Below are 13,840 nucleotides of genomic sequence, written 5' to 3'. Positions count from 1 at the left end.
CTATTTAAAAACCTCGTTTAAATGGTCTTTATAAAATGAAATAGCACGTTCAAATTCTTTAACCTCTTCTACTTTTACGACTGTTTCAAGTAATAATTTCATCGCGGATTCATGATCGTTTACGTTATATTTCGCTAATGACAAAAATACTTTCATCACATCATTATCTGGAAACTGCTGCAAACCTGTTTCTAAAACAGTAATTGCTTTGTCATACTCACCTATACAACGATATGTACTACCAAGACCGATATATGCGCCGCAAAGTGACTCACCTTCAAGACCGTTTGCAATTGCCTGTTCATAATATGGCATAGCCTCTGTTTCAAGACCCATTACATCATGTATCCAGGCACATTGATAAAGTACTTCTGCATCCCTCGTAAAGTTTGTTAATCCAATGAGTATCTCTTTAGACTGCGCATATTTCTTTTCTTTCCGGAGTTTAATAGCTTGCTTTAATAAATGTTCCATAGAATTCACTCCTCACCAATTATTCTATGTATCCATATTGAATGGTTAACGTTTGTGTAAAAGTAAAATTCCCATAAATTAAAGTTTCGCTTACCTATATATACTATGCGGATTTACTCTTATCCAAATACTTAAAATTAAAAAGCAGTAATGTGATTACATAGTACTTCTAACCTTTTGACAATTTCTTTCGCTGTTTCATCTTTCCCATTACATAGCTTCCCTTTACCGTCTTGTTCAATTACGTAGTGTACCGCTCCGCGCGAATATAAAGAATGTGGTGAATTCGCAATCATTATACTCGCCTTTGCTTCTTCCATTCTATTTTTTGCTCTTTCAAACAGTTCTTCTTCATTTACATCACTTTCAAGCTTAAAGCCTACGAGCACTGTTTCTGCATCCCACTTTTTTATTTGTTTTAATATTTTCGGTGCCTTTTGAAAATGAATAATTGGCGCTATATCACTTGAAATTTTTCCATTCATATCAAGAACATTCCCATCTTGATCACAAATTTTGTCCACAATCCAATCTGATCCAGCCGCTGCCATAATGACTGCATCAACTTTTTCATGCGTAATGATACTTTTCATTTTATCTTGTAAATCAACAATTCCTTCAAATGGGTGTAATTCTAATTGATTATTTATATCGTTTGGTTTCTCGGCAAAATAACCGTGTAAATATATTACATGCGCTCCTTTACATATAAGCTCTTCAGCAAGTATTCTTCCAATTGTTCCTTTTGCCATATTCGTATGACCACGCACTTGGTCCCATTTTTCTAAACAACCACCACTTGTAATTAATACTTTTTTCCCCTTCATTGTAACCATCCCTTACTGATTTTTCTTACGAAACCATTCTGTTCCAAAGTCAACGATATCTCGTTGTTTCATAAGACGACACTTTGCGTTTCCTATTTTCCCCATTGTTACAGTACCCTTTTGCTCAAACTCTACACCGATTTCTACAAACCTTTCAGAATCATAATCCATATCAACAAACTCTTTCCATACTCTTTCACCATTTTCTAAAATAGGTGCTCCTACTTTTATTAACTCACATGCACCAGAACGTACTTCAGATAAATGTACAGACGTATTGGAGTCATATCCAACACCAATTAATAATATGTACCCCTCTAAATCATATATTTTTCTTAATGGAGATTCTTCTCCTAAACTCATCGATAGTGATTGATTCATTGTTATTTCTTCTGCATGTTTCCCCCATGCAGCAAAACTCCCTAATGGATGATTGCTGCGAACTACATTCGGATATGTACGAAAACATTCAACTATTTCCCCCATGCCTCTTGTTGGTGTTATGCGAGGATCATACGCTGGTACATTATCACGGATAATCTGCCACCAGTCTTCAGGGACAGGCGGTCTGGACCAATGTTTCGGATCAGATAAATCTGAAGATTGCGTTGGCATAATGATTGTTCCTTCTTTTGTAACAACTTTCATTAATGCTTCAACTACCGCAACCGCCCCACCAGATATCCAGCCGATAGAACTTAGCGAAGAATGCACAATAACCGTCATCCCTTTTTCTAACCCTAATTTTCTTAAATCATTTGTAATTGTTTTGATTGTATTTGGCAATTGTGTACGTGCCACTATGTCATTCATTTTCACGATTGTTCCCCCATTTTATTTTAAACTACTACATACATATATTATCATATTTTTCTTAATTTTTAACTTAATCATTTTCATCTACGTGAAAAATGACAATATGTTGATTTTATATAACAAAAGAAGAAACATGAAGGCGTTACATCAAAACAATAATAACACTTTATATAAACAAAGAGCTCATCAAAAATGATAAGCTCTTTGTTTCATTTACCCTTCAATTGTAACCCCTGTAAACATCGATAAGTTTCCTGTTATTTTCTCACCTACACGTAAAAATAACCCTGCTGCTCTCCCGCTAATGCAGTGTGAACCAATTAATAGTTTACCGGTATATGGACCATCCCATGTGTCAATTGTATAGTCAGGCATTTCTATATATTGCTGATATATTTTCCGTTGTTCAAAGTAATACTCTGTTTTATCTTCAGCTAATAGTTCATCATTTTTGTATATAGATACCCCTCCGCCTTCACGGCCGTATAAAGGTTTAGAAACATATGATTCATTTTTTTCTATAAATGGTTTATTTGTAAAATATGTTGGTAGGAAGTATTTCTGAATGATTCCTCGCTCTTCTTCCTCAAAGAAAACTTCTTCTTCGTAAAGTTGCCAAATTAATGCGAGTATACTTTTATTTTGCATAAGAAAAGCAGCCGGCGGATTAATGATTTTCACTCTTCCTTGCGCTATATGATCTAAAAACTGGAGTCCAATTCTCTTTCCATTTTTATCAGCATCTGAAACTAAATATTCAATTGGATATAGTCTATATAAATAATGGATTCGTTTACCATTTGGCGTATATATACCATCATCTGCAACGACTATATCTTGTATACCTATATAATCCGTTGATTGATCTAAACAATAGTTTCTTAAAAACTGAACTGTTTGATGGTCTTCCTCGTGCCAATCATAACTAGTAAAATATATCGTTTCTCTAGAATTTATACTATAGTCATGTTTAATTTGTTCCCAAGCCTGCACTATATGCTCTTCTATATGGTTTGGATGATTTACATCATGATAACGACACAATACTTCATTAGCGACAGACGGTTCTAAATAACCTGTTGGTGTATCACAATTTACTTCTATTAACTTTATATCTTCACCGTTTACGATAAAGTCAAATCTTGTAAAATATGAAAACAAACCAGTATGTTTCATTCTCGCAATTTCCCACGTTTCAGCTGGGAATCCTAGTTTTTGAAAATCTTCTGTCGTATTTACAATATATTGATACGTTCTATATAACACGTACATGATTTCTTCTGTCGCTTTTGAAATAGCAGTATATGTGTTTACAGGCATACGATACATACCTGTTGCCATATATTGATTCCATTCTTCATTTTCTAATAGACTCGGCCACGTAAATCCATTCCGACCAGCCTCTTCCACAAGTGAAAACCATACTTTCATGTACTCTTTCTGCTCTTGTTCTGTATACATAATCCTATTATCCTTTCGTGTTATGATCCGGCTGGCGCTTTTGCGTTCCCAATTCCACTTGAACCAGAATTCACTTTCGGCGTTTGTGTCGTAGATGATTTCGGCGTATTTGTATCTGGTGTTACTTTATTTGATGGATTTGGTTGCTGTTTATTTAAATCTACTTTATTGGCAGAATTACTATTGTTACTGTTAGTTCCGCCGTAATACCCTCCACCACCGCTGCCACCAGTTCTACGTTCGTCTTTTTCACGATATGGAATAACATTATTTGCATACGGTTTCTTCATTACATTTGGTTTTGCTGTATAATTCATATTTGAAGTTTTACTTGCTAATAAATATCCTGCTACGAACGGAAGTATTGGTAAATGTGAATTTTCATTATGCGATGAAAACGATGGATTATTTTCCTTGCACAACTTATCATTTTCTAGATTTTCATTGGTAGGAGTTTTATCATCACAATTTAAAGTTTCTTGTTCATTCCCTTGCTTTGCACCATCTGTTTTAACAGCAGTACTTTCTTTCTGTGCAGTTTCTTCTTCATAATCACCACAGCCCGTTAACAAAAAAGATGACACTCCTATTGAAGTAGCGATTTTTATAAATTTACTTTTATCCATTCTCATGTGTTATACACCTAATTTCTATTATCTATATTTTTCCAGATATCTTTATTATATAATGTAAATATCACCTTTTTCAAACTAAACACAATATGTACATTTGCATATTTTCACACTATTTTTCCAAGTAACAATGAAACCTTTCACTCCCCGGATATTTTTCTCCTAAACTTTTAACCTGAAAACCAATTTTCTTATAAAATTCTACTGCCTCATCGTCTGTCTCTGCCTCTAGATAAGTCAATTGATGCATTCTTAATACTTCCTTTATCATTTGCAACGCAATTCCTTTATGACGATATTGCGGAACGACTGATATGTGGCAAATTTCCGCTTTATTTGCTCCAATTATTTCAATACCTATACAAGCCTTTTCTTCATATCTATACAATGTCCCATTATTCCTTTCATAAAATAAAACTGCTTGCTTTAAGCTAGTTTCACTTGGGCCGACTGCATACTGTAGTACATTTAAAATGGGATCTTTCTCAATTTTTTCCACACGTTGCAAATTCATATCTTCATTCCTTTCTATGAAAAAAGATTAGCTCTTTATATAAAGAGCTAATCTCATCACGCAGTTATTTTTTCTTCTTTCTTCACAACAACTGCTACATAACTATGTAGTATCATTCCAACAATAACGAGACTCATGCCAATCCAAGATAACGATGACGGAATTGGTGCAGATAGCAAGATAAGTTCTCCTACTAGCGCAAATAAAACCTCACCAGACTGAGTTGCTTCTACTGTTGCTAGTTTTTGTGGATCATCTTTTACAAGATCTGTCGCAAAGAAGAATAGTACGGTCGCGATTAAACCAGAACTAACAGCTACAATAAAACATTGGAAAACTTGGCTACTTGACGGTAGTCCGCCTGTTGATACTTCATAACCAGATAGTAAAAACCAAAATGGTAAGCTTGCTAATGTCATACCGAGAACTCGCTGGAATACATCTAATTCCCCTTTACAAATTTGCATCATTTTTCGATTTCCAAGAGGATACGCAAACGCTGCAATAAGTACAGGAACTACACATAAAATGGTTTCACGAATTCCTAATGAAGAAGCATGTTCTACTTGCATGAGTACAACACCGCATAAAATAATACCCGACATAACTAATTCCTTCATTGGAAGTTTTTTATGTAATGGATCTACCGCAAAAAATGGTGTTAACAAAATCCCTGCGACGATCGTAATTTGCCATGTTGAGGCAACGAGCCAACCAGGTCCAAAAGCTCCAGCAAAACTAAGTGGTGCATAGAAGAGACCAAATCCAACGATACTCCACACTAACCATTCTTTCGGATTATTTTTCATATATTGAAAGAGTTGCTTTAAGTTTCCTCTATACATGACAATAAGTAAAAGCATTGGAACCATGAAGTAGTACCGTAATGATGCACTCCAAATCCAGCTTCCACCTTCTAAGTCCATCGCCCGGTTTAAAACGAAGGTAAAGGCAAAGAAAAATGATGCCAATATTCCTATGACAATTGCTTTCATTATAAAACCCCTTGTTTAGTTTCTTCTTATACTATACAACAAATTAAATATAATTAAAATTCGAAATCTTCATCTCGCATGTATTCTAGCTCTAAATAGTTTTCTTAACTGACTGATATGAGCTTGATGGTACCGATTATGATCAGCTATATGCCATATCCCCCACCTTATAGTCGCATTTTCTCCCTTTTCGTAAAAAACTTCTCGTGTTAAATCCTTTTCTGTTAGTTTCATACATTCCTCATATAACATATGTTGCACGGCTTCATAATCTTGCATTACTTGTTGCAACGTCTGTTTTCTTAAACTTGGCAATTCTCCTATTTCATTCAGCAAAGGTCCATACTTATTTTCAAGTGCTGGTGGAATTTCTTCTCCTTTTAAACGATACACCCAGTGTAAATCAACCACCGCTAAATGCTGAAGTAGCTGTCCTATACTATTTCCATTATTTTCTGATCCTTTAAAAGAGAATTCTTTCTCATCAATACCTTCTACTAACTTTTGCAATCGTTTAAATGTATCCGTAACCGTCGCATACAAAATCGCTACTTGCGGATTCATATTTTTTTCTAAATGGAGATCTTTCATACTAAACTCCCTTTCTTAAAAGAACAACACCATATATTCATCGTCACTATATACACCGTTCATTTTTAAAGCTCTTTTCTCGATTCCATACGTTTGAAAGCCCATTGATTCATACAATTTTTTTGCTGGCTCATTTGTGGACACAACACCTAAAGTCAATTGTTCCAAGTGCATTTCTCTTGCTTTTTCAATTGCCTTACGTATTAACTCACGTGCAAGGCCACTTCTTCGATTGCTTGCATCTACATACATCGCAACGATATGTCCTTTATGTTTATACGCCTCTTTCTCTTCTGTTAGTAAAGTGACAACTCCAACTAATTGATGATCCGCATTAAAAGCACCGAATGTACAACTAGTAGCAGCTGTTAAATTTCTTTCCACTCGCTTAATAGGATTTTCCTGACGAATCGCCTCTTCATAAGTTGTTACAAATGCCTCCGGGTTTACTTGTAATGCTTGTAAACGTAAATCCCAATATTTTTTTGCATCTTCTTTCGTAAGTAATCGAATCATATTTCCCCAGCCCCTTTAAGTTAACATAACATTTTTATAAACTACTAATTAAACATTGATATTCTTCTCTTAACATACTATAACGATATCGATGAATGAACTGACCTTTACGTAATCGATCATTTCTCATTAGTCCTTCACAAACAAAACCAGCCTTTTCATAGCTCTTTCTAGCTTGAAAATTATCTTCGTCTACACGTAGCCAAACTTTTTCTAATTTAAATTCAAAGAATGCTAGCTGTAACATACCATATAGAGCTGCTATTCCATATCCTTTGCCCCAATACTCTTTATTACCAATCGCGATTCCCAGTTCTGCATTTTTATTTGTCTTATCAAAGTTTTTAAGATCTACCCATCCAATATGTATGCCGTTCTCTGCAGTGATAGCTCTTTGTTCATAACCATTTTTTCGATTTATACATGCTTCAATCCATATTTTCGTATCTTCACGAGTGAACGGTGGATATTGATCTGGTACAACTAAATATTTCGTTACCTGTGTATCTAATGACCATTGATATCGATCTTCTACATCATCTAGTGTCAGTTCTCTTAATTGAACAACTGGTACATTCATTGTGTTATCCCCTTCTTATTTTCCTATAGAAAACCCTTCGAACATTCTTCCTCCATACTGTTCTAGCGTTTTTTCTACAAAAGTAATTAATTTCATTTTCTCTCCCGTTGTATAAAAATGATCGAACGCCGCTACAAATTGATCTGCGTAATGTTCATCATATATTCTAAGTACCCTTATAAACCATTTTGAATTTCCAAGCCATTTCCCATTTACTCTTAATACATATTCATGTAATAAATCAGCTAATAAATTCGCGATAAACAACTCTTCTTCTCTTTTTGATGCACCAATAAAATCATCCAAAGTATCTGTAATAAAATAACGCTTCTGCTCCATCATTTCTTCTGTCCAATTAGCTGGTCCTTTATTTAGTAACTCATTCGCTTCGCTTTTTAATTTCTCAACAATTTCATCTTCCCCTTTTAACACAATACCTTCTGCAACTAATTGTGGTAACGAAGGTCTTCCGCGGTCACAATCCATTTTAAAAAAGGTTTTTAACGTTTCAAAATTATGTACAAATACCTCAACTGGCCATCCATTACTATAGAAAGATTCTCTATAACAAGATGACAAACTACGATCTATTATTACAATGTCAAGATCAGATGTTTTTGTCGCTTCTCCTCTTGCAACGCTTCCTCCAAGTAAAGCTACATCACAATTCGGAAATTGTGATGTAATTATGCTTTTTGCCGCTTCCATTGCTTTCATAACCGTTCCCCTTTTCTTATTTCACTTTCTTTTTTTCAGCTCTTTCTCTCGCTTTTTTTATATACGGTTCTGCGTCTGGTGTTTTGCATGATGTTGCCCCGTGATCAACCTGTACTTTTCCAATTACACGTGCAATTTCAATCGCTTTTCGCTCTAAGTCTTCATTACGAATGCCTATCGCAATTAAAGCACGATTCATCGCTTCTTTTTTTCTATTTTTTTCATTATGTATATTTGTTTTAATTTCTTCTAAATAAGATGAGAAGAAATCATCATATAACGTTTTATTTTTAATCGCTATATTTGCTAATAAAGACCAACCTGCTCTTCCAATCCATTCATCATCAGACTTTGTCCATTCTTCCATTCTTTCTATCGCAATTGGCGACGTACAAATAGCCGTCATCAAAACGTCCATTAAACAATAATAATCAACTTCCTGTACCCATTTATTTAGCAGTTCTGTCGTGACTTTCTTTGGATCTAATATCATTGTTGCTAAAGTCATTGCATCCATATTTTTTGTTTCCCATAATAAAATTGCTAAATCATGATCTTTTTTTATCTTCTTTTTTAACAATTTTAAATTAGCAAAACTAACTCCGAATAGTGGCTCTTTCGCTCCATGGTTTTTATACGTTTTACAATTTTGTTCTGTTCCATATTCCTCTAGTTTCCGCATTACTTCCTCAAGTAACATATGCCCACCTCTTTATCTTTTATGTTGACTTCATATATGTATGTACGATATATTCTACATTACTTTTTGGTTTTCCTATATTTATTTTTAAAATACGGTATGTGAAATTTTACAGATGCTTTTTAATGCAACAGAAATCCTCTTCGCTAGCATTCTCTGTATTCAATCCCCTACTAACTCACTCATTGGGTTTACTATAGATATGAACACATTACATACATTTTCATTCAATTCTTGTTTCATTTTAGTAAACCTGCAAAATAATGAAATCTTGCATACTTTTGGACAAACTTTTTTGCGCTTGTAAAAAAGTTTTTTTGCAATTACCTCCCTATAATTGCTAATATAGTAGAGTAGAACTTTTATAGAGAGAAGGAAAATTATGCACAATGGAATTCGAATGACAACTTTAGTAAAAAGGGCTATGTTGATTTGCGCGGGGGTATTATTTACATACGAAGCGGCTTTAGGATCAGCACATACTGCTCTAGCAAGTACAGAGGATGAAGCAAAATCTGTTCAACTTGTAAGTGAAATTCAATCATCTCTTGCACCAAAAGAAGCTCCAAAACAATATAATGGGCAAGTTAGAAAAGTAGCTTACTTAACATTTGATGATGGTCCTGGAAAGTACACAGCTGAGCTTTTAGATATGTTAAAGAGAGAAAATGCAAAAGCAACATTCTTCCTTATTGGTTCAAATGTAAAAGCTTTTCCTGATCTTGTAAAGCGTGAAGATGCTGAAGGCCACTACGTTGGGATGCACAGTATGACTCATAACTACAAAAAACTTTACACTGAAGGTCATTACGTAGATGAAATGAAAGAAGATCAAGGCTTAATCGCTGGCGTTCTAGGTAAATCCCCCGTATTAACTCGTCCATCTTACGGCTCAATGCCAGGATTAAACGAAGCTCTTCGTAACAAAGTTGTTGAGAATGGGCTAAAAGTTTGGGATTGGACAATCGATTCATTAGACTGGAGATATAACAAAATGCCTGTTGACGCTGCATCAGCTAAAATTGTAGAAAACGTTCTAAATGGTGCTAATAAACCAGCAGAAGTTATTCTTATGCACGACATTCATCCACAATCAGTTAAAGCAGTACCTGGTATTATTAAAGGACTGAAAGAAAAAGGATATGAATTAGAAGCCTATAGTGAGAACGAACACTTCCCATTAAACTTCTGGCATGATAATCGTATGTAATAAAAAAGACTTGATTTCCTCTAGTAGGTTATTGAGTCTTTTTTATCGTTTTGGAATGTTCTCATATAGAAATTCAGCATTCCTATAATGTATGTCCCTTCCCTTTTAGCAAGAAAAAATCAAATAAATGTACCTTTGAAACATCAAATGCTATAAGTAGGTGTTATATGCTCGTATATACAGTACAAACTGAAGAAGCTTGGAAACAATTTAAGAAACTTGGTTATTTAGAAGGTAATAAAGAAGTCATCGATTTAGACGATAATTATTCATATGACTGGATGGTGCGCGTTGCTAAAACAAGATTACCTCATTACGAAGGTAACTATCCTATTTGGGTCTGGGAAGCAACTAATTATCCAAACCGAAATCATAAAGCTTGGGGTAAACAAAATTCAAAAATGGTAATTTTAACACTAGATGTACCGAAAGAATGGGTACTATGGAGCTATTTTAGCTATTGGTGCTGTGCTATGACTGATGGATCAATATATTTACACACAAAAAATAAGTGTACATTAGATGAATGGTATACCTATATGGATAAAGAATACGGAATGATATTCGATTTCAACTATTTATTATCTCATCCTGATTGGTATCTAGGTAAAGAAGATTCATTAGAAAAACAAGGCGTCATTGGTAGAATCCCTCTTTCTTTCGTAAAAAAAGTACGACGTTTTCGTGCTAAGGAAGATAAGTCTATTCATAGAACCAGAAGTGATAAATGGGATGAGAGAAAGGCAAACCGGATTCATAAGATGATTCGAAAATTAAGAAAAAGAAAAGAAAAGCAAAAAAGACTACAAAAGCGACTTATAAGAATTTAAAACATATATATCAAAATACAGTAAAACATTAAGGGTTGAATATACAAATTCAATCCTATTTTTTATATTATCAACACTTTAGCACATATTACTCTTAAGGAGTGATATGTGTATGGATTTTCTTTCAGCCGAATATTTGTCTGCCTTACTTGCCATCATTGTAATTGATTTAGTGTTAGCCGGTGATAATGCCATCGTAATTGGATTAGCAGCAAGGCGATTACCGAAAGATCAACAAAAGAAAGTGATTATATGGGGAACTATCGGAGCTATCGCGATTAGAGCCCTCGCTACCTTAGTTGTCGTTTGGTTGTTAAAAATACCAGGGCTACTTCTAATTGGTGGTGTACTTCTTATATGGATTGCTTACAAATTAATTGCTGAGGGCAAAGATCATGATATTAAAGCAGAAGAAGGATTTTGGTCTGCTATTAAAACCATTATTATAGCTGATGCATTAATGGGAATTGATAATGTTCTCGCTGTTGCAGGGGCTGCGCATGGCAATTTCTCTTTAGTAATCATTGGACTATTAGTTTCTATTCCAGTAGTTGTTTGGGGCAGTACATTAATTTTAAAATGGGTTGACCGGTATCCTATCATTATTACAATTGGAGCAGCTGTTTTAGCTTATACTGCTGCAAAAATGATTGTAGATGAAAAATGGTTCGCTGCATTTTTTGAAAGTAACCCTTTTATTAAATGGGCATTTATCATTATTATCATTGCCGGTGTAGTATTCTTTGGAAAGATGAAACAAAAAACTAAAGATGTTTCTCTATAATGACAACGTTCTATTTACAAACAAGAGCGCTACTCATATGAGTAGCGCTCTTAATATTTATTTCGTTTCCCCGTCTTCAGTCGTCTTTACCTTCGTTTTATTTTTATCACGATGGTTATAGTTGTACTTCGATCGATCGACCGGTGTAAATCCTTCCGGTGTGTAGAATCGTAATAAGTCACCATTTACGACTTGGTCAGAGTATTTTAGTGATTTTTGAACCATTTGTTCATTTTGTTTTATTTCGTCTGTTAATTCTACAGCGTTACCAGTAGCTGTATCATAGTATTTGCCGTTCAGTGCAGTAACTGTTGGACTTACGAAGTTACCGTTACGGAATGGAACGACTTGTTTATGCTCTGGTGATAGTAAATCAGATCCAAACTGGACATAATCTTTCGTATCTGTACCTAATAAGTGTAATAACGTTGGAAGAACATCAATTTCTCCGCCGTATTGATGTTGTACGCCGCCTTTCATTCCTGGAACACGAATGATTAATGGTACACGTTGTAACTGTGCATTTTCAAATGAGTTCATTTCTTTACCCATTACTTGAGACATTGCTGCGCCATGATTATCTGAAATACCGTAATGGTCACCGTACATAACGATAATTGAGTTATCGTATAAACCAGATTGCTTCAAGTAATCCAAGAATCCTTTTACAGACTCATCTAAATAACGTGCTGTTTGGAAATACGTATCCACTGAAGAGTCACCTGTTTTGGCTGGTTCAATCGTCGCTTCCGCTTTATCAATCGGGTAAGGGAAATGGTTCGATAACGTAATGAACTTCGTATAAAACGGTTGTTTCAATGTTTGTAATAACGGAATTGATTCATTAAAGAACGGTTTATCTTTTAATCCATAGTTTACTACATCTTTTTCATTCATATCATAGTATGACGCATCAAAGAATTTATTGAAACCAAATGATTTATATATATCATCTCGGTTCCAGAATGTTTTGTAGTTACCGTGGAATACAGCTGATGTGTATCCTTGTTGACCTAAAATAGCTGGTGCTGATTGATACGTGTTATGAGCTTTATTTGTAAAAACAGATCCTTGCGGTAATCCATACATTGAGTTTTCTAGCATGAACTCAGCATCAGATGTTTTACCTTGCCCTGTTTGATGGAAGAAGTTATCAAAGTATAACGTATTCGCATCTTTTGTAAATGAATTTAAGAACGGTGTAACTTCTTGCCCGTTTAATTTATAATCAATTAAAAAGTTTTGGAATGACTCTAAATGAATATAAATTACGTTCATTCCTTTTCCTTTACCGAAGTACTCAGGATTTGGACTTGCATATGTTGATGCAAGATAATTTCGAACCTCTGTCATATTATCTCCATCAGCTAACGCTCGTTCTGTTGATGCTTTCGCACTTTGAATACCATCATAAATCGTATAGTTGTATGCCCCTAAATATTTCACAATATAATTACGATCGAATGTTCTTGTTAATAATTCAGGACGATCGGATTCTGCAAGACCTAAGTTAATGCTGAATAATAAAATACCTGCTACAAATACTAGTGATACTTTATGTTTCGCAACACGAACAGGTTTTGGGTTTGCAAATTTTGACGCAACTAAAACAATTAAAATGATTGTATCTAAGAAATATAGTGGATCATACACGTGTAGTAATGCAAAAATACTACCGCCTAAATCTCCAAAGTTATTCGTTTGTGTTAATGTCGGGAACGTAATAAAGTCGCTGAAAAAACGATAATATACTACGTTTGCGTATAAAAGTATGGACATTAACAAATTAATAACAATTAACCAAATGTAAGCACGTTTCCCCTTTGCGAATAATGCAAGTCCTAAAAATAGAACTGCTGAACTAAGCGGGTTGAAAAACAGCAAGAATTTTTGGATTGTGTTTGAAATTCCTAAATTAAATTCCGTTACATAAGCTGCATATGTTTTAAGCCAAAATAAAATAACGGCAAACAGAAAGAATCCAAAATGATTGCTTAGCACACTTTTGCTTTTTAATAAGAATTGTTTCATTTCTCCACCTCTTTTGATCATCCAAGGCTTATTTTTTTATAAGTCTGTCTCTCTATTCAATTTTTATCTTCACATAGATTTTATCTATTTAACTATATGAAGAATACTAGTAATTATAATTTGAAGCTAGTATTTATTCAACTATTTCTTTCCAGACATTTT

General features: G+C 34.4%; 16 protein-coding genes. 3 read left to right on the top strand and 13 right to left on the bottom strand.

Annotation, left to right across the window (positions count from 1 at the left end; genetic code table 11):
• The 12 genes from DN390_RS22855 to DN390_RS22795 all read right to left on the bottom strand — a co-directional run bounded on the left by DN390_RS22855 (position 1) and on the right by DN390_RS22795 (position 8,823).
• Positions 1-474: a tetratricopeptide repeat protein gene (locus DN390_RS22855; RefSeq protein WP_000400626.1), complete on the bottom strand. Its 474-nt coding sequence runs from the start codon at positions 472-474 to the stop codon at positions 1-3.
• A 137-nt stretch (positions 475-611) separates the two neighbouring features.
• Complete coding sequence (locus DN390_RS22850) at positions 612-1,301, bottom strand: phosphopantothenoylcysteine decarboxylase domain-containing protein (RefSeq protein ID WP_147808533.1); 690 nt, start codon at positions 1,299-1,301, stop codon at positions 612-614.
• A 12-nt stretch (positions 1,302-1,313) separates the two neighbouring features.
• A complete protein-coding gene (locus DN390_RS22845) occupies positions 1,314-2,114 on the bottom strand; it encodes an AAC(3) family N-acetyltransferase (RefSeq protein ID WP_147808580.1) in 801 nt (266 codons plus the stop codon).
• 216 nt (positions 2,115-2,330) lie between these two features.
• Positions 2,331-3,578 carry a glutathionylspermidine synthase family protein gene (locus DN390_RS22835; RefSeq protein ID WP_147808531.1) on the bottom strand — a complete coding sequence of 416 codons (1,248 nt, stop codon included), beginning with the start codon at positions 3,576-3,578 and terminating at the stop codon, positions 2,331-2,333.
• 20 nt (positions 3,579-3,598) lie between these two features.
• Positions 3,599-4,210: a hypothetical protein gene (locus tag DN390_RS22830; RefSeq protein WP_147808530.1), complete on the bottom strand. Its 612-nt coding sequence runs from the start codon at positions 4,208-4,210 to the stop codon at positions 3,599-3,601.
• A 112-nt stretch (positions 4,211-4,322) separates the two neighbouring features.
• Entirely contained in the window at positions 4,323-4,724 is a 402-nt protein-coding gene (locus tag DN390_RS22825; protein WP_147808529.1) for a GNAT family N-acetyltransferase, read from the bottom strand.
• Between the two features lie 56 nt (positions 4,725-4,780).
• Positions 4,781-5,719: a DMT family transporter gene (locus DN390_RS22820; RefSeq protein WP_147808528.1), complete on the bottom strand. Its 939-nt coding sequence runs from the start codon at positions 5,717-5,719 to the stop codon at positions 4,781-4,783.
• A gap of 69 nt (positions 5,720-5,788) precedes the next feature.
• Complete coding sequence (locus DN390_RS22815) at positions 5,789-6,310, bottom strand: DinB family protein (RefSeq protein WP_147808527.1); 522 nt, start codon at positions 6,308-6,310, stop codon at positions 5,789-5,791.
• 15 nt (positions 6,311-6,325) lie between these two features.
• The gene (locus tag DN390_RS22810; RefSeq protein ID WP_147808526.1) at positions 6,326-6,826 is read right to left on the bottom strand and encodes a GNAT family N-acetyltransferase; all 501 of its coding nucleotides are present in this window, start codon (positions 6,824-6,826) and stop codon (positions 6,326-6,328) included.
• Positions 6,827-6,860: 34 nt separating this feature from the next.
• Positions 6,861-7,406 (bottom strand): GNAT family N-acetyltransferase, encoded by a 546-nt coding sequence (locus DN390_RS22805; protein WP_147808525.1) that lies wholly within the window; start codon positions 7,404-7,406, stop codon positions 6,861-6,863.
• 15 nt (positions 7,407-7,421) lie between these two features.
• Positions 7,422-8,123: a nucleotidyltransferase domain-containing protein gene (locus DN390_RS22800; protein WP_147808524.1), complete on the bottom strand. Its 702-nt coding sequence runs from the start codon at positions 8,121-8,123 to the stop codon at positions 7,422-7,424.
• Between the two features lie 16 nt (positions 8,124-8,139).
• Entirely contained in the window at positions 8,140-8,823 is a 684-nt protein-coding gene (locus DN390_RS22795) for a DNA alkylation repair protein (protein WP_147808523.1), read from the bottom strand.
• A 382-nt stretch (positions 8,824-9,205) separates the two neighbouring features.
• On the opposite strand from DN390_RS22795, the gene DN390_RS22790 reads away from it, so the two are divergent.
• The 3 genes from DN390_RS22790 to DN390_RS22780 all read left to right on the top strand — a co-directional run bounded on the left by DN390_RS22790 (position 9,206) and on the right by DN390_RS22780 (position 11,647).
• Positions 9,206-10,033: a peptidoglycan-N-acetylglucosamine deacetylase gene (locus DN390_RS22790; RefSeq protein ID WP_016087433.1), complete on the top strand. Its 828-nt coding sequence runs from the start codon at positions 9,206-9,208 to the stop codon at positions 10,031-10,033.
• Between the two features lie 167 nt (positions 10,034-10,200).
• The gene (locus tag DN390_RS22785) at positions 10,201-10,863 is read left to right on the top strand and encodes a DUF3841 domain-containing protein (RefSeq protein ID WP_147808522.1); all 663 of its coding nucleotides are present in this window, start codon (positions 10,201-10,203) and stop codon (positions 10,861-10,863) included.
• 112 nt (positions 10,864-10,975) lie between these two features.
• The gene (locus tag DN390_RS22780; RefSeq protein WP_060631274.1) at positions 10,976-11,647 is read left to right on the top strand and encodes a TerC family protein; all 672 of its coding nucleotides are present in this window, start codon (positions 10,976-10,978) and stop codon (positions 11,645-11,647) included.
• A 57-nt stretch (positions 11,648-11,704) separates the two neighbouring features.
• Here the strand turns inward: DN390_RS22780 and ltaS are convergent, their stop codons facing one another.
• Positions 11,705-13,678, bottom strand: coding sequence for a lipoteichoic acid synthase (ltaS, locus tag DN390_RS22775; protein ID WP_147808521.1), 1,974 nt, complete (start codon positions 13,676-13,678; stop codon positions 11,705-11,707).
• Between the last annotated feature and the right edge of the window lie 162 nt (positions 13,679-13,840).

The sequence above is a fragment of the Bacillus sp. SH7-1 genome (assembly GCF_008042405.1).
Taxonomy (GTDB): Bacteria; Bacillota; Bacilli; order Bacillales; family Bacillaceae_G; genus Bacillus_A; species Bacillus_A thuringiensis_N.
The sequence above is the reverse complement of the archived record's forward strand: the minus strand, read 5'-3'. Positions and strand labels throughout refer to the sequence as shown.

Coding starts and splice junctions, on each gene's coding strand:
- DN390_RS22855 (WP_000400626.1), bottom strand. CDS start 474: ATGGAACATTTATTAAAGCAAGCTATTAAACTCCGGAAAGAAAAGAAA.
- DN390_RS22850 (WP_147808533.1), bottom strand. CDS start 1,301: ATGAAGGGGAAAAAAGTATTAATTACAAGTGGTGGTTGTTTAGAAAAA.
- DN390_RS22845 (WP_147808580.1), bottom strand. CDS start 2,114: ATGAATGACATAGTGGCACGTACACAATTGCCAAATACAATCAAAACA.
- DN390_RS22835 (WP_147808531.1), bottom strand. CDS start 3,578: ATGTATACAGAACAAGAGCAGAAAGAGTACATGAAAGTATGGTTTTCA.
- DN390_RS22830 (WP_147808530.1), bottom strand. CDS start 4,210: ATGAGAATGGATAAAAGTAAATTTATAAAAATCGCTACTTCAATAGGA.
- DN390_RS22825 (WP_147808529.1), bottom strand. CDS start 4,724: ATGAATTTGCAACGTGTGGAAAAAATTGAGAAAGATCCCATTTTAAAT.
- DN390_RS22820 (WP_147808528.1), bottom strand. CDS start 5,719: ATGAAAGCAATTGTCATAGGAATATTGGCATCATTTTTCTTTGCCTTT.
- DN390_RS22815 (WP_147808527.1), bottom strand. CDS start 6,310: ATGAAAGATCTCCATTTAGAAAAAAATATGAATCCGCAAGTAGCGATT.
- DN390_RS22810 (WP_147808526.1), bottom strand. CDS start 6,826: ATGATTCGATTACTTACGAAAGAAGATGCAAAAAAATATTGGGATTTA.
- DN390_RS22805 (WP_147808525.1), bottom strand. CDS start 7,406: ATGAATGTACCAGTTGTTCAATTAAGAGAACTGACACTAGATGATGTA.
- DN390_RS22800 (WP_147808524.1), bottom strand. CDS start 8,123: ATGAAAGCAATGGAAGCGGCAAAAAGCATAATTACATCACAATTTCCG.
- DN390_RS22795 (WP_147808523.1), bottom strand. CDS start 8,823: ATGTTACTTGAGGAAGTAATGCGGAAACTAGAGGAATATGGAACAGAA.
- DN390_RS22790 (WP_016087433.1), top strand. CDS start 9,206: ATGCACAATGGAATTCGAATGACAACTTTAGTAAAAAGGGCTATGTTG.
- DN390_RS22785 (WP_147808522.1), top strand. CDS start 10,201: ATGCTCGTATATACAGTACAAACTGAAGAAGCTTGGAAACAATTTAAG.
- DN390_RS22780 (WP_060631274.1), top strand. CDS start 10,976: ATGGATTTTCTTTCAGCCGAATATTTGTCTGCCTTACTTGCCATCATT.
- ltaS (WP_147808521.1), bottom strand. CDS start 13,678: ATGAAACAATTCTTATTAAAAAGCAAAAGTGTGCTAAGCAATCATTTT.